This window comes from Flavobacterium chungangense LMG 26729, assembly GCF_000735715.2.
GTDB lineage: Bacteria > Bacteroidota > Bacteroidia > Flavobacteriales > Flavobacteriaceae > Flavobacterium > Flavobacterium chungangense.
This window is the reverse complement of record NZ_JASY01000007.1, coordinates 168,979-187,362: the sequence shown is the minus strand read 5'-3', so window position 1 is coordinate 187,362 and position 18,384 is coordinate 168,979. Positions and strand designations below refer to the sequence as shown.

11 protein-coding genes are annotated in these 18,384 nt (G+C 35.9%); all 11 read right to left on the bottom strand.

From position 1 onward, the window contains the following. Nucleotides 1-3: 3 nt before the first annotated feature. Complete coding sequence (locus JE46_RS13500) at nucleotides 4-2,250, bottom strand: GH92 family glycosyl hydrolase (protein ID WP_031455821.1); 2,247 nt, start codon at nucleotides 2,248-2,250, stop codon at nucleotides 4-6. An 11-nt stretch (nucleotides 2,251-2,261) separates the two neighbouring features. Continuing rightward, nucleotides 2,262-3,740: an alpha-L-fucosidase gene (locus JE46_RS13495; RefSeq protein WP_031455820.1), complete on the bottom strand. Its 1,479-nt coding sequence runs from the start codon at nucleotides 3,738-3,740 to the stop codon at nucleotides 2,262-2,264. Between the two features lie 29 nt (nucleotides 3,741-3,769). Next, nucleotides 3,770-5,623, bottom strand: coding sequence for a beta-galactosidase (locus JE46_RS13490; protein WP_031455819.1), 1,854 nt, complete (start codon nucleotides 5,621-5,623; stop codon nucleotides 3,770-3,772). A gap of 111 nt (nucleotides 5,624-5,734) precedes the next feature. Beyond that, nucleotides 5,735-8,047, bottom strand: a complete 2,313-nt coding sequence (locus tag JE46_RS13485; RefSeq protein WP_031455818.1) for a beta-N-acetylhexosaminidase — start codon at nucleotides 8,045-8,047, stop codon at nucleotides 5,735-5,737. Between the two features lie 351 nt (nucleotides 8,048-8,398). Continuing rightward, complete coding sequence (locus JE46_RS13480) at nucleotides 8,399-9,415, bottom strand: isoaspartyl peptidase/L-asparaginase family protein (RefSeq protein ID WP_031455817.1); 1,017 nt, start codon at nucleotides 9,413-9,415, stop codon at nucleotides 8,399-8,401. A 167-nt stretch (nucleotides 9,416-9,582) separates the two neighbouring features. After that, nucleotides 9,583-10,662, bottom strand: coding sequence for a putative glycoside hydrolase (locus tag JE46_RS13475; RefSeq protein ID WP_031455816.1), 1,080 nt, complete (start codon nucleotides 10,660-10,662; stop codon nucleotides 9,583-9,585). Nucleotides 10,663-10,664: 2 nt separating this feature from the next. Further along, nucleotides 10,665-11,810 carry a glycoside hydrolase family 18 protein gene (locus tag JE46_RS13470; RefSeq protein WP_236010681.1) on the bottom strand — a complete coding sequence of 382 codons (1,146 nt, stop codon included), beginning with the start codon at nucleotides 11,808-11,810 and terminating at the stop codon, nucleotides 10,665-10,667. A 48-nt stretch (nucleotides 11,811-11,858) separates the two neighbouring features. Further along, entirely contained in the window at nucleotides 11,859-12,926 is a 1,068-nt protein-coding gene (locus tag JE46_RS13465) for a carbohydrate-binding family 9-like protein (protein ID WP_031455814.1), read from the bottom strand. A 9-nt stretch (nucleotides 12,927-12,935) separates the two neighbouring features. Continuing rightward, nucleotides 12,936-13,901 carry a glycoside hydrolase family 130 protein gene (locus JE46_RS13460; protein WP_031455813.1) on the bottom strand — a complete coding sequence of 322 codons (966 nt, stop codon included), beginning with the start codon at nucleotides 13,899-13,901 and terminating at the stop codon, nucleotides 12,936-12,938. A 292-nt stretch (nucleotides 13,902-14,193) separates the two neighbouring features. Beyond that, entirely contained in the window at nucleotides 14,194-16,071 is a 1,878-nt protein-coding gene (locus tag JE46_RS13455) for a sodium:solute symporter family protein (protein ID WP_031455812.1), read from the bottom strand. Nucleotides 16,072-16,108: 37 nt separating this feature from the next. After that, nucleotides 16,109-18,352 (bottom strand): GH92 family glycosyl hydrolase, encoded by a 2,244-nt coding sequence (locus JE46_RS13450; RefSeq protein WP_031455811.1) that lies wholly within the window; start codon nucleotides 18,350-18,352, stop codon nucleotides 16,109-16,111. Between the last annotated feature and the right edge of the window lie 32 nt (nucleotides 18,353-18,384).

Here is an 18,384-nt window from a genome sequence, read left to right as displayed (position 1 = left end):
TTTTTAATTTTGAATCACTTTTAGCATTGTTCCATTCACAAAATCGTTATGCGAAATAAAAAAGCTGTTAAGTGATTTTCCGTTTAGTTCAATCGAATTGATTTTTCCGTCATTATTGATTTGTCTTTCAATTACAATGCTTTCCTTTTTATAATATCTTGGATCTAATTTGATCGTTATTCTATGAAACAATGGTGCTGTGATGGTATAAATTGGATCACCGGGAGAAATTGGGTAAATTCCCATCATCGAATATACCAGCCAGGCCGACATTGTTCCTGTATCATCATTTCCGGGTAACCCTTTTGGTTTGTTTTGGAAATATTCTTTCACCAATTTTTTCACCATTTCCTGACTTTTCCATTCTTCACCTTTTATATAATTGAATAAATAAGGATAAGCAATATCCGGCTCGTTTGCCATATCAAATTGTTTGCTGTCAAAAACCTTTTGCAACTGATCTGAAAAAGGTTTCTCGCCGCCCATCAGTTTCATCAATCCTTTGATGTCATGCGGCACCATAAAAGCATATTGCCACGCATTGCCTTCTATAAAACCAACATTTTCCTGAAAATTAGCTCCGGATTCAGGATCAAAAGGTTCATACCATTTTCCGTTAGCCGTTTTTGGACGAAGTAATTTTAAATCTTTGTCAAATAATTTTCGGTAGGATAGCGAACGTTTCGTAAAACGCTTATAATCTTCTTTTTCACCAAAAGCTTTTGCTAAAAGCGAAATCGCATAATCTGAAGTATTGTATTCCAGTGTTGTAGAAACGGGACCGCGATAATTTGTTGATAAATATCCTTTTTCGATATATTCTTTAAGTCCCGGACGCAGCGGATTATTTTCAATTTGATCAGCACCTTTTAACATGGCATAGTAGGCTTTGTAAAAATCAAAATCCTGAATTCCTTTTAAGCAGGCGTCAACTATCACGATACTTGCGGGATCTCCTACCATTGTAAAGGTTTCTGTTGAATTTAATTCCCATTTGGGCAGCCAGCCGTTTTCATCATACATTTCCAACATACTTTTTATCATATCCGATTGTTGCTTAGGATAAACCAAAGACGTTAACGGATGCATATTTCGATAGGTATCCCACAATGAAAACGTGGTATAACGAGTGCCTTCGGTTTTTGCAATCTTACTTCTTTTTATCACCGGATATTCTCCATTGACATCGTTTAAAGTATTTGGGTGAATTAAAGTGTGGTATAATGCCGTGTAAAAAATAGTATTGTCGTCATTTGATCCTCCTTCGACTAAAATCTTCGAAAGTTCTTCGTTCCACTCCTTATAAGTGTCATTATAAACGGTTTCGAACGATTTACTTCCGGTTTCTTTTTCTAAGTTTTCACGGGCATTTGCAATGCTTACATACGAAATTCCAATTTTAACCTCAACAGTTTCCTGCTTATCAAATTTATAGGTAAAATAAGTCCCAATGCTGTCACCAACAACCGTTTTAATGGTATTATCCATCATTCTGGTTTTGCCGTTGTAGGTCATCCACTGTGCCTCTGTGCCTTCGTATTTTGATGGCTTTTTCCAAACACCGAATTTGTTTGCTGGTTTAGAAAATTTGGCAACGAAATAAACCGGATAAGCATCTTCAGGACTGTTGTAACAAAATGATCCAACGCTTCGCATTCCTTCAATTTCTGTCGAAGACACCACTTTTACCATCGCCCCTTCTTCATTTGTTAAACCAAGACCAAGATTTAGTAAAACATTCGATTGCCCTTTCGGGAAAGTAAATTTACTTACGCCCACTCTTTTAGATGCTGTAAACTCTGCTTTTATATTGTATTTGTCAATGTCGACACTGTAATATGCTGTCTTTGCAACTTCATTTTTATAAGTTGAACCGTATTTTAAATGATCTGTTTCTACAGGTCCCGTTGTTGGCATTAATAATAAAATACCTAATTCGGGACAGCCCACACCGCTTATATTAACCTGACTAAATCCGGTTAAAAAAGTATTTTCGTTTACATACGGATTCGAAAGCCACTGACTGTCTTTTTCTAATTTATTTTGTTTCCCGGCAACATTAAACGGACTAATACTCGCCATTCCTCTTGGTGCAATTGGCCCTGGAAAAGTGGCTCCGTAATTGGAAGTTCCAATAAACGGATTTACAAAATCTGCAGGTTCTTTCTGTGCAAAAATAGGGATGCTAAAAAACAGCATATACAAAATACATGCTGTTTTTGATATTATTTTTTTTGATATTGAAAACATACTTTTATCTGTTAAATAGCTTCAATTTTTAAAGCCCAGGCTTCTTTACATGGTAAATTATTTCTTAAATTTTCCGGAATAACTACTTTAAATCCGTTTCCTTCTTTTGTCCATTTTAAAGAAGTTTTAGAACCTAACATGGTAATTTTTGTTCCTTTTTTAGGACTGATTGATTTTACAGTAACTGCAGCAGGAATTTTATTTTCTCCTTCTTTAGCTAAATAAAATGCAAATACATTACCCGCTTTATTTTGTGTAAAACAAATGTTTTCTTCTTTATAAGGTTCGATTGGTTTTGTGTTGTAAATCGCTGTGCTGTTTACTTTCATCCAGTCTCCGTAAGCCTGCAATAAATCGTAAGCCCCTTTGTCCCATTCTCCTTCCGGACCAGGCGCAATATTCAATAATAAGTTACCGCCTTTTGCTACAATATCGACTAACATATGAATTCCTTGTCTTCCGGTCATGTATTCAGCACCTGGCGAATAAGACCACCCGCCACCAGCGGGAATACAAGATTCCCAAGGGTAAGGCAGCGTTTTAGCTGGAACACGTCCTTCCGGAGTTAAGTAGTTTTGATTTTTACCATGAACGGCTCTGTCAACAACAATTAATCCTGGTTGTTTTTGACGTGCTTTTACAACCAATTCATCCATTTTAGGATCTTGATCTACCACTCTGTGTTTGATGAAACCGTTTTTAGATTCGTTTTCAGTAAATTTCTCGTCGTAGTTTTCTTTGATGTTCACTTGGTCTCTTTTTCTAACCCATCCTCCATCTAACCATAAAATATCAACTTTACCATAGTTAGAAAGAATTTCTAAGATTTGGTTGTGCGTGAAATCAACATATTTCTGCCATTTTTCTGGGTATAATGAGGGATCATAGTTTACGTTTCTGTCGAATGGAGGAAAGTAAGGATCCCAGTAGTTTTCGTTATGCCAGTCAGGTTTAGAAAAATAAGCTCCAGTTGAAATACCTTCACCTCTAAAAGAGTTGAAGATCTCTTTTAAAACATCTGCTTTTGGGTTTGTATGAAAAGGAACGTCTTTACTCGTAATTTTATAATCAGAATATTTAGTATCATACATATTAAATCCGTCATGGTGTTTTGTGGTGAAAACCATGTATTTCATTCCCGCATATTTAGCTGCTTTTGCCCATTTAGCAGGATCAAATTTTACAGGATTAAACGTTTTTCTTAACCCTTCATAATCTGCAATGTACTGATTGTAATTAGCAGGATTACTGCCTTTTTTACGCTCACACCATCCGTAATCTTCCGGGCAGATAGACCATGATTCTACAATTCCCCATTGGCTGTAAGTCCCCCAGTGCATTAGCAGACCAAATTTTTTGCCTTGCCATTCGTCTAAGTTTTTTAACACCAGCGGATCTGTTTCCGGTACGTATCTTTCATCTTCATAGATCGCCTGTGCGAAAATCTGAGCTGAAAATAAAAGGGCGATTATGAATATTCCTTTTTTCATCTTTAATCTAATTTATTATTCTTTGTTTTTTAGTTTAGTTTATCAAGTATCGGTTGATCTGTAAAAATTAATTCTTTTTGGGTATTTTCATTAAGCTGCTCGAATACAACAAAATTATTTGCACCAGTTTTCAACCAACAGCTTGGCACATAAAGCGTTTGCTGCGGCCCTACTTTCCAGTAGCGTCCAAGATTGTGTCCATTAACAAATACAATTCCCTTTCCCCAATTGGTCATATCGAGAAAAGTATCGGCTGTTTTCTCTATGTTTACTGTAGATTCATATAAAACCGGACGTCCAGGTTTTATCGTTTCATTTTTAAGAACTGGAACTTCATTCATTGGCATTTTATACATTTCCCATCCACCACTAATTTCATATTCATTAATAAATACTGGAGAAATAATTCCTTTAGTATTATGTACTATTTCCGCTCCATAATTAATACGTCCCATATTTTCAACAAGAATTTCTAAAATACCGTTAAAAGGAATAGAAACTGTCAACTCGTAATTTTTGAAAACTCTATTCAATTCACCCACCTTAACTCCATTTACGTAAACTGTAGCAAAGTCTCTCAATCCCTCAATCTTTAATTTTCCGGAAGAAATTGGCTGCGTAAATCGTTTACGATATAAAACATATCCATGTCCCTGACCTAATTTTTCAAATGTTAACGGCTGATCATTTACAACCGCTTTTTCTGTTTTGATCCAGCTTAAAACATCCATACTCGATTTGATAAGCTGATTAGGATATTTTGCAACTGGTATTTTCTCTGGAATCGGTGCTAATTTTGCTTTAGAATACTTTTGCATGACTTCACGTATAGCCATGAATTTTGGTGTTGCCCAACCTGCTTCGCTAATAGGCGCATCATAATCATAGCTTGTAATATCCGGCTGAATATCACTTTCTTCATTATAATTTGCTCCAGAGGTAAATCCAAAATTAGTACCACCGTGCACCATATAATAATTAAAAGAAACGCCTGCATCTAGGTACTTTTTAGTTTGACTTGCAATCTCCTCAGATCCAATTTTAATAAATGGTTCTGCCCAATGATCTAACCAGCCAGAATAAAACTCTGCGACCATGTAAGGCCCCTGACCTTTATGGTATTTATCAACCTGTTTTTTTAAATTTTCTATATTTGATTCGCCATTTGCAGTTGGCAACACGCCTTCAACAGCGCCTCCTTCAAACAACCAAGTACCGTCAGAAGTAAAAAAAGGCTCTGGAAACCCAGTTTCTTTAAGCATATTGTAAATTGCAGTTTTGTATGCTTTATGATCATCGGCACTAATATCCGTTCTTTGAGAAACATAAGAACCAAATTCATTTTCGGCCTGAACCATAATAATTGGTCCTCCCTGATTAGCAAAATTTCCTTTTACCACTGCATACAAATGTTCTAGGTACGTTTTACAAGCTTCTAAAAATGCTTTGTTATTGGTACGAATTACTAAATCTGGATTATTTTGCAACCACCAAGGATATCCTCCAAATTCCCATTCACCACATGCATACGGACCTGGTCTAAGAATCACATATAATCCTTCACTTTTAGCAATACGTAAAAACTCTCCTAAATCTCTATTTCCTGTTTTAAAATCCCATACACCTGGCTCTATTTCGTGATAATTCCAAAACACATAGGTTGCTACAGTATTCAATCCCATAGCTTTAATCATTTGTAGCCTATGTCTCCAATACTCTTTAGGAATACGCTCATAGTGCATTTCTCCTGAATGTATTTTTATAATTTTCCCATCTTTTTGAAATTCTCCATTAGATATAGAAAATCCTTTGCTTTGTGCCATAGTAAAAAACGGCATAAAGCAAATCAATAATACTCCGAGCTTAAATAATATCTTATTCATTTTTTTTCAGATTATACATTTATGACTTTAAACTTTGTGTTAGAAACTAGTTTCTTTCTAAACTCTTTTCAAAAAGTCAAAAAATCTATGTTTCTATGTGTTTAAAAATATTTAATTCACCAAAATCTCATCCACAAACAACCAAGAGCTTTCTCCTTTCGGACTTTTCTTCAAGTTACCTCCAATTACTTTTACAAAACGTGCATTTTGCTTTTGGAAATTGATTTTGAAATCTTTCAATTCTGGAACTGCATTTACCGCATACGGGCGTGTTATTTTTCCAACTTGTGTATATTTAATTCCGTCTGTAGAAATCAACACTTTGACTTGAATTGGAAAATTAACTCCTGCGCCTTGGCTTTCTAAAGCTCCAACAGTGACTTGTTCAATACTTTCTACTTTTTCAAGATCAATTATCAATTCCATATCATTAACCAGCCAAGCTTGCCATTGTCCATCGTGGAAATTTTTACTTCCTCTGATAGTGTTCACCATTGTATTTGCATCTCCTTTATAATTCTGATTATAAGGTGTTAAGTATTTCACTTTTTGTGCAAATGCTTTATGGAAAACAATTGTATCTGTGTATGTTTTTCCTACTGGTTTATCATTTTGAAATAAAGAAGCTTTTAAAACTGTTGTTTCTTTGATTTCAATTGGAACAACATATTTTACAGCATGATGATCGATGCTTTTATCTCCTAAAGCATAACGAATGTCTGGATTAGGAAACTCGTTTTTCAATTCTACTTTAATTTGTTTGTTTGCCAAATCAGCTGTTGAAGAAGCTGTTACCAAATACGCACTTTTCGCATAATTGATTCCTAAATAATCGTAACGTTTGAATAAAGAGAATAATCTTGTGGTAAAATCATTCCAGTTGCGTTTCTCTTTCGGACTCCATAAAGTCTCTGATAATGCAGCCAATCTTGGAAAAATCATATACTCAGAATCTTTTGGACCAGCGATATGTTCTGCCCATAAATTGGCTTGTCCACCTAAAACGTGCGCTGCTTCCTGAGGTGTCATTGTTGCAACTACAGGATCAAATTTGTACACTTCGTTTAACGGATTATAAGCATCAAATGCTAAAGGTTCTTCGTTTTGCGGACCTTGATAAAAATTAAAATAACAAGGATTTTCCGGTGTCATAATTACATCGTGACCTTGATCTGCTGCTTCGATGCCGCCTTTCATTCCTCTCCAGCTCATTACTGTTGCTTCAGGAGCTAAACCACCTTCTAAAATCTCATCCCAGCCAATTACTCTTTTTCCTTTTGAATTGATGTATTTTTCCATTCGTTTTACAAAATAACTTTGTAATTCTTCTACGCTTTTAAGGTTATTGTCTTTGATTCTTTTCTGGCAGTGCGGACATTTTGCCCAATTGGTTTTAGTAGCTTCGTCTCCGCCAATATGAATATACTTTGAAGGGAAAATCGTAATTACTTCGTCAATTACATTTTTTAAAAACTCAAACGTCGTTTCTTTTCCTGCACAATAAATATCTGTAATTGGCCATAATCCGCCTGACGGAACACCAATTTTCTGATCAAAACATGCCAGTTCAGGATACGAGGCAATAGCACTGCTTACGTGTGCCGGCATTTCGATTTCCGGGATTACTTCAATGTTTTTTGATGCGGCATATTTTACAATTTCTTTTAACTCTTCCTGAGTAAAAAAGCCTCCGTACGTTCCTTTTTGATCTGCTGTTACCGGAAGTCTTGCATTCCAGGATAAGTTTTCCTGATCTACTCTCCAAGCGCCAACTTCAGTTAGTTTTGGATATTTTTTAATTTCGATTCTCCAGCCTTGATCATCAACTAAATGCAAATGCAAAACATTCATTTTGTGCATTGCCAAACGATCGATTGTAGCCAGAATGTAATTTTTATCAAAGAAATGACGTGATAAATCCAGCATTAAACCTCTCCATTTAAAACGAGGTTCGTCTGTTATGGTCAAACTTGGAATTTCCCATTTTGCAGTAGAAATCGCAAATTTACTTTCAATTGCTTCAGGAAGTAATTGTCTTATACTTTCTAAACCATACATAAAACCTACATTTCCTTTAGCAGCAATAACAATGCTCGTCGGATTTACATCTAAAACGTAAGCTTCATTTTTTAAGTTCGGATCAACTTTAAACTGAACAAAATTGCTTACTGGCGCTTTTGTTGTCGTTTCTGGTTTCCATCCTGCAGCAACTTCAAATTTAGAAGCCAAAGCATTTGCGGCATCTTTTTGGAAATCACCGTTTACTACAAATTTTGTATCTTTTGTAAATTCAAAAACACCAGTTTTAATAAGAGTCTGACTCGGTTTTGGAATGATACGAATATCATTTTCCGTGTAAACTTTCTGCGCGTTAGCCGAGAAAATTGAAGTGATTAGGGTTAATAGGAATAGTACTTTTTTCATTCTTTGTTTTTTGGGTTCTCTATGCGATTATTTCTTAAACACATATAGACATAGTTTTTTAAAGCTTAGAAAGGCGTTACACTATGCATGAATGCACATAGAAACTGGTTTTATTTTTATGTTTTGAAGTTTTTGACTTCAGTTTGTCATTTCGACGAAGGAGACCCGAGCGATATCGAACAGACGAAGTAAATCTTCGTTAGTAGCTCCTCAACGTAACTCGTCAATCTTTGTAGAGTTTCTTGCGGAGATTTCTCCTTCGTCGAAATGACAAATATTGCGTATATTCCAATCTGTGTCGAATCCCGAGTATGATTCCTCGTTCCTCGGAATAACAAAACTTTGTCACAATTATTTATCCCACGACATTTTAAATTTTGCATCCTCCATTCTGTGACCTTTTTCATCATCTGAAACGGCGAAATTAAATCCTGATCTTAAACTGTAACCTGCGTATTCACCATTTTTATTCAAAGCAATAAAACCAACCTGCAGGTATTCCATGTCTTTGTGGTTTTTATGTTTGTTGTAAATACGCTCTGTAATTTCTTTACAGGCATCGTAAGGAGATTTTCCCTGACGCATTAATTCAACAACCATGGCGCTTCCTGCGGTTCTGATAACAGCTTCGCCTAAACCGGTTGCTGCAGCCGCCCCTACTTCATTATCCAGAAAAAGCCCCGCACCGATTATTGGGGAGTCGCCAACGCGTCCGTGCATTTTCCAGGCAGCACCACTTGTTGTACAGCCTCCGGCAAGATTGCCGTCCTGATCTAACATTAGCATGCTTATGGTATCGTGATTTTCTATATTGATAACGGGTTTATATTTAGAATCTTCCAGCCATTTTTTCCAGTCTTTCTCTGATTCTGGAGTTAACAGGTTTTCTTCTTTAAATCCTTCTGATAAAGCAAATTGCAAAGCTCCTTGTCCGGCTAACATCACGTGAGGCGTGTTTTCTAAAACCCTTTTAGCAACCGAAATTGGGTGTTTAATTCCCTGCAGAAAACATACAGAACCGCAATTGCTATTGTGATCCATAATACAGGCATCTAAAGTTACTTTTCCTTCGCGGTCTGGATATCCTCCGTAACCCACACTACGAACAGTCGGGTCTGCTTCTGGAATTTTCATTCCGGCTTCGATTGCATCTAAAGCTGATTTTCCTGCTTTTAACTGTTTCCAGGTTTCCTGATTGGCAGGCAAGCCATGATTCCAGGTCGAAATTACAATTGGCTTTTTTGAAGGAAATTCTAACGCACCTTCTTTTTCATCTTCTTTCTCTGCAAATCCGCTAAAGCCAATAACAGAACTTACGGCTGCTGCACCTAAAGCGGCTTTTTTGATAAAATCTCTTCTATTTGACATGCTTTTTACTTTTAGTTATATTTAAACACATAGGGACATAGTTTTTGAAACCGTATAAAAGGCGTTTCACTTGCATTAACAAACATAGCTATGTGTTAGAAACTAGTTTCTTTTTATATTCTTTTTATTCAGACTTAAAACCTATGTTTCTATGTGTTTAAAAGATATTACTTTAAACTTGATTTTGTTTCTTTGATTGTCTTTAAATTACTTTCTGACAATGCATTTCCGTCGAAAAATGAAACACCAACTGCCCCATTTTCTTTTGCTAACAAAATAGCTTTTTTTAATTCTGCATCGTTTTTCAAACCCGGAATATAAATTCCTGTATTGATTTTCGTTTTCTTATCTTCTAAATCAGCAACGCCCTGTTTTGTAGCATAACCCACCCAGTCAATTTCTTCATCATAAAAACTATGATAAATCATGGGATAAACCTCATCGATATTCCATTTATCCCAACGCTGGCGCACCATGTGATCTGCCATTTCAGGATAAGGAAAAACGGCCGCCGTTAATTGTTTGTTGTGTTGGTGTGCAATTTTGTATGCATCATCAACAACGGCTTTAATCGCATTGAGTCTGAAGTTTTTCCACTCCATATCGATGGAAGTATTATGACTCTCTTTTGGATTTTTATGATGTATTTTTTCAAATGCTTTTACACATTCGTCACAATAACAGAAATCAAACTGAGGCAACTCTACATCCTGAACAAGATTGTATTTTGGCAATAAGCTGATTGGTAAAAAGATGTCCGGAAAGCGGATATAATCTAAATGAACACTTTCGATTCCTTCAACTTTTGCCAGTTCTTCGACTAAATGCAAAACGTGATTTCTAGATTCTTTTCTTGTAGGACAAAGCCATTGGTAATAATCGACATAAGGGCGATTATCAAAACAGGATTTACCTTCTTTGCTCACCTGATACCATTCCGGATGCTGCAATGCAACTGAATCTCCGGGTCTGTTCATCGCCATAATCCAGGCGTGAACTTTTAAACCTTCTTTTGTAGCTAAAGGCACTATTCTTTTTAAAAGTTTTGGATCAGTTCCCGTATTGATTAATACTTCGTCGATGCCTCCTTCTTTGTATTTTTTAAACTCTTTTGTATAGTCTGCATCTGACTTTTTAGCATCAGCGGTTGTCCAGACTCCGAATTTAAAAGTGGTTTGTTCTTCTTTTTTTGCACATGAAAAAATACTAAGTGCCAGTAAAAAAAGTAATAGTTTTGGTAGTTTCATACTTAATTTCTTTGTTTTGTTAGACTTGCACTTTGGTACAGTTTGTTTAATAATTCCTGATTATTGTCTAAACTATATTCCCAAAACATAGCACCGCCTAATTTTTTCTGTTTAATAAACGCTGCTTTTAAAGCAATTTCTTTTGGAGTTTCATAAGAAATAAAAATATTTTCCTGGGCATTCCATAAATAAGATGCTTTTGCCGAATCATCATATAATTCCTGAAATTTTCCTGATTTTAATGCTGCAGCAATTTCCCAGGATGCCACAATAGCACTTCCTGTTAAGGCTGACTGGTATAAACCATTATTTTCGGGTGTTACTTTTTCCCACTTTCTTCCATAAAAAGGGATTCCTAAAATAAGCTTGTGAGCAGGCACACCTTCTTTGAAGAATGCATCTACCGACTCACTAATACTGTTTCCTCCAAATTTTTCTTCTTTGGAAGGATATAAATTAGCGTGATGTCCTGTTTGATAAAACCAGCCGTTATAAAAATCATAACACATCAGATTTATAAAATCAAGATATTGATGTGCTTTTTTCAAATCAGTATGGTTGATGTATTCCTGATCCGCTGCTGCTGCAATAGTGAGCAAATAATGCTGATTATCTATTTTAGTCTGAATTTCTAATTGTTTCCGCAATTCGCCCAATAATAAGGTAAAATTTTCTTTGTCTGAAGGTCTGAAAATATTATCCTCTGCACGTTGTCCGGGAAATTCCCAGTCGATATCAATTCCGTCAAAGCCGTAAGCTTTCATTAGTTTAACAGCACTTTTAGCAAATTTTTCTCTTGATTGAGCATAAGCAGCTATATTTGAAAACTGATCTGACCAAACCCAGCCGCCAATAGAATACACTATTTTTAAACCGGGATTTTGCTTTTTAAGCGCCATTACGCTTTCTATTTTCGCTTTATCAGTAGCCAGCTCAAACTGAACATTACCATCAACAATATTAGCAAAGGCATAATTAAGGTGAGTCAATTTGCCCGCATGAATTTTTGCGGGATCAAAATTCTCATACCCGGCAACGTATCCAATTATTTTAAAATCCTCTTTGGGTTGATTTTGTTTTCTTTCTAAGGAAGAACAAGCAAAAAACAGACTGATAATCAGGACTGAAAAAAGGGATTTAATTGCCATAATATGTTGCTTAAAATGAATCATTACTGATAAATTGTCTAATTGTTTTTACTTTAAGAACTGACCATCTTCTTTAATGGTAAAAGTTTGGTTTGAAAAAGGGCTTTTTACCAAAATATTATATCCCGAAGAATGATTTTCTAAGATAGGTTTTAAAACTTTACCATCGACTTTGATTGTTTCTTTCGTTAAATCCGTTAATGCTTTTGCCCAGGCTTTATTTTTTTGATAATATTCTTTTTGAGTCCGATATAAATTATAGAGCTCCCATTTTACTTTTTCGTCCTGCGGAATTGTAAAAGTGTCTTTTTCCTCTTTCGAAGAAAAATAAACATATCCCCACTTTTCAGGTTCATGCATATTAATTACGCCCATTGGCGACCAGACCCAGTTATACTCAGGCAGAAATTTTCCGTCAGCATCTTTTTTACGTTCGTATTTACCATCAACCAGTGAATGCTGCCAGTTTACTCTTGAGAAATTAACACGCCAGAATTTATCTGCCGGCACATTATTTTCGTTGTAAGATTTTTTATAAGATGCCCAGGGAATTGCCATTTCTAAAACCCATCCTTCATCAGTATCATTTGGGTTATTAAGCGTTCCGCTGATTTTTACCGCTGATTTCAGACCCGGAATATTCCAGTCGTTTAAAACAACATTATCATTTTCTCTGTAAGGTTTTGATAAAAACAGGTCCCAGGCTGTATTTAATGCATTTATCTCTAATTCATAATAATTAAAAGTGTCGCCGTCGGGATCAATAAAAACTTCAAAATCGTTGTTGTAAAAAATAATGGTATCACGTTGTTTTAAATTTGCCCAAACATGCGGCTCCTCAATTTTTGCTAAAATATAAAAATTGGTTTCATCCCAGAGCATTTTAACTTTTGTTGCATATTTAGGTTTAATATCGTTTTCGATATCTTCGAAAAGAGCAGTCCAGGCTGCATTTTTCCAAGCCGGATCTGATTCATCTCCATCAATTAAAATTGGTTTTGTAATTTTATTCGCCGTATAGGTTTTAGGTACAATAGTATTTTTCTTCGATTGTGAAAACACTGCAATCGAAGAAAAAACTAAAACAATTGTTAACCATTGATTTTTTAAAAGCATGCTTATTTTTTATAAACTATTATCTTTTGTAAACTGAATCACTTCACTCAATTTTCCGAAAGCTATTGCTACTGCGGTATCTGCTGCACCATAATAAACGGTTAATTTATCCTCTTCAGTATCATGCAAAGCTGCACATGGAAAAACTACATTTGGAACATCTCCAACCATTTCATAAATCTCTGCAGGTCCTAATAAATACGGCTGTGTTCTGAATTTTACTTTATCCGGTGAATCGACATCAAGCAGCGCAGATCCCATTGCATAACGAAAACCGTTGCAGGTATTGATAACGCCGTGATAAATCATCAACCATCCTTCGTTGGTTAAAATAGGGATTGGCCCTGCCCCAACTTTTGTACACTGCCACGCGCTGTCTTCAAAAGGAGTTGGTTTCATAACTAATCTGTGCTCACCCCAGTATTTCATATCCGGACTGTAGCTAATCCAGATATCTCCAAAAGGCGTATGTCCGTTATCACTCGGACGGCTTAACATGGCGTATTTTCCGTTAATTTTTTGTGGAAATAAAACGCCGTTTCTGTTGAAAGGTAAAAATGCATTTTCGCATTGAAAAAACTCTTTAAAATCAAAAGTATATCCAATTCCGATTGTTGGGCCATTATAGCCATTACACCAGGTAATCCAGTAACGATCTTCTATAAAAACCACACGCGGATCGTATTTATAAGCAGATTCAATCATATCTGTATTACCGGACTGCATTACAATTGGTTCATGATTAATATCCCAATCGATTCCGTTTTTACTGAATCCGGCAAAAATATTCATTTGAACCGCTTTGTTGTCACATCTGAAAACTCCCGCAAATCCTTCTTCAAAAGGAACTACTGCACTATTAAAAATACTGTTTGATGATGGTATTGCGTATCGGTCAATAATTGGATTTTCAGAATATCTCCACATTACATCTTTACTGTTTTCGGGTCTGTCTTGCCAGGGAATACTGCTCATTTTTTTGTTTTTTTATTGTTTTTTATTTTTATTCTCTCTGTTTTGTCATCCTGACGAAGGAAGGATCTTCGTAAGTGACTCCACTCAGAAATTCGCCAATTTTTGTAGAGTTTCTCGTGAAGATTCTTCCTTCGTCAGAATGACAAACTGTGACGTCAATCTTTGTCGAGTTACGCGTGTGATTTCTCCTCTGTCGAAATGACAAATTAGACGTTTAAAACTTTGACAAAGCTGTCCTGTGTTTTATATTTTCTAATTGACTAATTATCCTATTCTCTAATTTTCTAATTCTCTAATCTTCTATTCGACGAACTTTATCCAACCATGTAAACTTCAATATCGTTGTTGTCACTAAAAATACCACTAATGCTGTAATCGCTTTTGGATAATCTCTGATGATAAAAAATATCGGAAGCAAAATCATACTCGACTGCCATACAATTCCGATAGCACAATTCATCATATCTCTCCAGAAATCATTGTTTTTTTCGAAAGCCAGATCTTCGGCTTTTAACAATTTATAAACCGGACTCCAGAATCCCCACGGTCTTACGTTTGAATAAAAGGATTTTAAAACTTCCATATCTGTTGGTTTGCTCAAATATGTTCCTAAGAGGCAACCTAAAATTGAGAATCCAAATATTAATGGGAACAGGTAAATAGCTTGTACTTGTGCTAAATCATATAAAAATGATCCTTCTGACAAGCCTCCTTTGGCCTGACCTAAAGCAAATTGCAAAGAAGCTACGATTAATCCGGCGAACATTCCCCAGAAATAACCCCAGCCGTTAAAACGCCACCAAATCCATTTCAGAAAGTTTGCCGCTACGTAACCTCCGTATAATGCACTTGTAATCCATAAAGTCAATGAATTGATCGAATCTGCAAAGAATCCCATAAAAACGCCTAAACCAACAACAAGGAAAGACGAAATCTGACTTACTTTTATATAATGTGCATTTGTTGCTACCGGTTTGAAGTATTTTTTGTAAATATCATTTACTATATACGCTGGTCCTGCATTTACAAATGCTGAGAATCCTGACATAAAAGCGGCTAGCAAACCTGCCAGTAAAATACCTTTTATTCCAACCGGAATGTATAAATTCACCACTTTTGGCATTAATAATTCTAAATCGGCTCCGGTTAAACCTGTGTTTGCATTTAATTCAGGTGCTAAGTTTACCAAAGCGATTACCACAATTCCGGTGATTAATAAATATCTCGGAATGAATAGAATCAGGTTGGTAAAACCACTCATATAAGCGGCTTCTTTGACTGATTTGGTTGAAAGAACCCTTTGCAAATCATAACTTGGTGTTGGCCCTGCCACACTCGCAAAGAAACCTTTAAATAAGGTCATTCCGATGAAAGCGCCAAACATTTTGTACCCCTCTGAATCAATTAAATTATTGAAAGTCTGAAATTTATCGCTCCACTGGGTTTCAAACTGCCATCCAAAAAAAACATTTTTCCATTCCTCTGTAATAACTGCATTAATCTGAATATCGGTATAATTAATGAAGGCATAACCTGCAATTAAAACTCCGGCTATAATCATAATTAAATATTGTACAACTTCTGTTGCAACTACTGAGAACATTCCGCCTTTTACGGTATAAATTGTCGTTAAGAAAATGATTAACAAGGCATAAGAACGCTCTGAGGTCAATAAAATCATATCGCCGTAGTGAAGCGTCAAATCCCACGGAAGGATGATGGTTACAAATTTTCCGATTCCTTCGAAGAAATACGCAATGAAACCAATTGTTGAGATAATGGCAAAAATAGCTACAATAATATGAGATGCTTTTCCGGCTCTGTCGCTTCCAAAACGAGTCAGAATCCATTCAGAACCCGTCATAACTTTTGATCTTCTGATCCAGACGGCAAGGAACATCATGACGAAAATCTGGTTCCATATCGGCCACAGCCACATAAACATGAAGCTTTTTACGCCGTACAGAAATAAAACTCCAATCATCCATGAGGTTCCCGAAACATCAAACATTCCTGATCCGTTGCTCAGACCTAAGAAATACCATTTAATTGTTTTTCCACCCAGGAAATAATCATCTAGTCCTTTTGATGCTTTTCTTGAAATCCAAATTCCTATACCTACCGAGAGCAGAATATAAGCTACGATGATTGATACGTCAATAATATCCATTAATTTTTTGTTGTTAGGTTAGTTTTGTTTTATGTATTTATTTTTGGATTCCCCAGTTTTTATTTGGCTGTGCTCCCATTACAAAATGTAAAGTCCCTCCTTTTAAAATCTGTTGATGTTTGATTGCTGTCTGATTGAATTCAACTCCGTTTAAAGTTGCTGACTGGATGTAAAAATTTTTATCTGAAACATTTTCGGCTTCAATTACGAACGTTTTGCCTCCTTCAAGATTGATGGTTGCTTTTTCGAAAATCGGACTTCCAATTTCATATTCTCCGGAAGCCGGATTCATTGGATATAATCCCATGGAGCTGAAAACGTACCAGGCCGACATTTGTCCGCAGTCTTCGTTACCGCTTAATCCGTTTGGTGTTGTGTTGTATTGCGTATCTAAAATATAACGAACCCAGTATTGTGTTCTCCATGGCTGACCTGCCGCATTAAACATATAAGCAATATGGTGGCTTGGTTCGTTTCCGTGTGCATACTGACCGATTAATCCAGATATATCTGCCGAAACATTGTTTCCTGTAATCTCTGAACTCTCTGTAAACAATTGTTCTAAACGTTTGGTAAAGATTTCGTTACTTCCGTGAAGCGAAATAACATCCTTCACATTATGAGGTACGAACCAACTGTGCTGCCAGGCATTTCCTTCAGTATAATCTGTATGTTCCCTGTGGTTCGAATGTTTTGGATCGAAAGGTTCGTTCCATGATTTTCCATCTTCGGATTTTCCTCTCATGAAACCCGTTTTCGGATCAAATAAATATCGGTATGCCTGAGAACGTTTTAAGAAAAACTGGTAATCTTCATTTTTACCCAAAGCTTTCGCCATCTGCGCTACACACCAGTCATCATAAGCATATTCGAGAGTAATTGTAACCGATTCGTCTAATAAATTATACGGAATGTAACCGTATTTTTTGTAGAAATTCAGTCCTCTTTCATCCTGCATCATGGTGGTTTTCATTGCCTCGAATGCTTTTTCGGCATCAAAACCTTTTATACCTTTTAAATACGCATCGACAATTACAGGAATAGAATGATAACCTGTCATCGTATTGGTTTCGTTGCCATAAAGTGTCCAGACCGGTAATATTTTTTTGGTATCGTAATACGCTAACATTGAGTTGACAATGTCCGAAGCTTTGTCTGGAGCCAGTAAAGTCAATAAAGGATTTTCGGCTCTAAAAGTATCCCATAGTGATAAAGTTGAATAGGCAGTATGATCTTTTGCCGTAACAATCTGATCGTCCTCTCTTCTATACTGCCCATTTTTATCACTATAGGTTACAGGCGCAACTTGTGCGTGATACATTGCGGTATAAAAAATTGTTTTTAATGAATCTATCGGTGTTTCAACTTTTATTTTGCCTAAAGCTCCATTCCAAATTGAAGATGCATTTGCTTTCGTTTCATCGAAATTAACTTTTGGATCGTCTAAATTGTCTTTTGCATTTGCTACACTTACAGATGAGAGTGCTACTTTCACAAACAATTCAGTTGCGTTTTTCGGGTCAAAAAACAATTGTAACGAAGTATTTTCTCCTTCTGCTTTTTTAGCATTAACAATTTGTTTATCAGCCGTTAAAACTGATTCTGAAATAGGTTTTGAAAACTTTGCTACAAAAAACACTTTCTGGTTTAATGCCCAGCCTTTACTATAACGGTAACCGCTTATAGTATAATCGTCTTCAATTGTAATTCCGGTTTTTAGGGCTTTATCCCAATTTATGGCAAATCCTAAATCGACAACCACGGATTGCTTGTCGTTTTTAGCAAATGTATATTTATGATAAGCTGTTCTTTGTGAAGACGTTAATTCTACATTAATCTTAGGATCCTCAAGAAAAACCTGGTAAGAACCCGGTACTGCTTTTTCGTTAGCATGACTGTAAGCTGATTTATAAGGTAATTGATCTCGTGAAGTTGTTTGTAATGTTAAATCGACTTTTTTGTTTGTCGGCATGAATAAAATATCGGCCAAATCTCCAATTCCGGTTCCGCTTAAGTGCAAATGACCAAAACCAGCCACAACAGAATCTGAATAATGATAACCTGAACACCAATCCCAGCCCGAAATACCGTTGTCAGGACTTACCTGAAGCATTCCAAAAGGAAGAGTCGCTCCCGGATACGTATGTCCATGTCCTCCAGTGCCTATGAAAGGATCAACCTGACTTACAAAAATATCTTTCGGATTATTATTTTTGTTTACATTTATTTTACAACTTGCAACCAGAATTACAAATAAAAGACATAGTAAAAAATTCTTCATATAATACAACCTTAATTTAACTTTAAATTTAA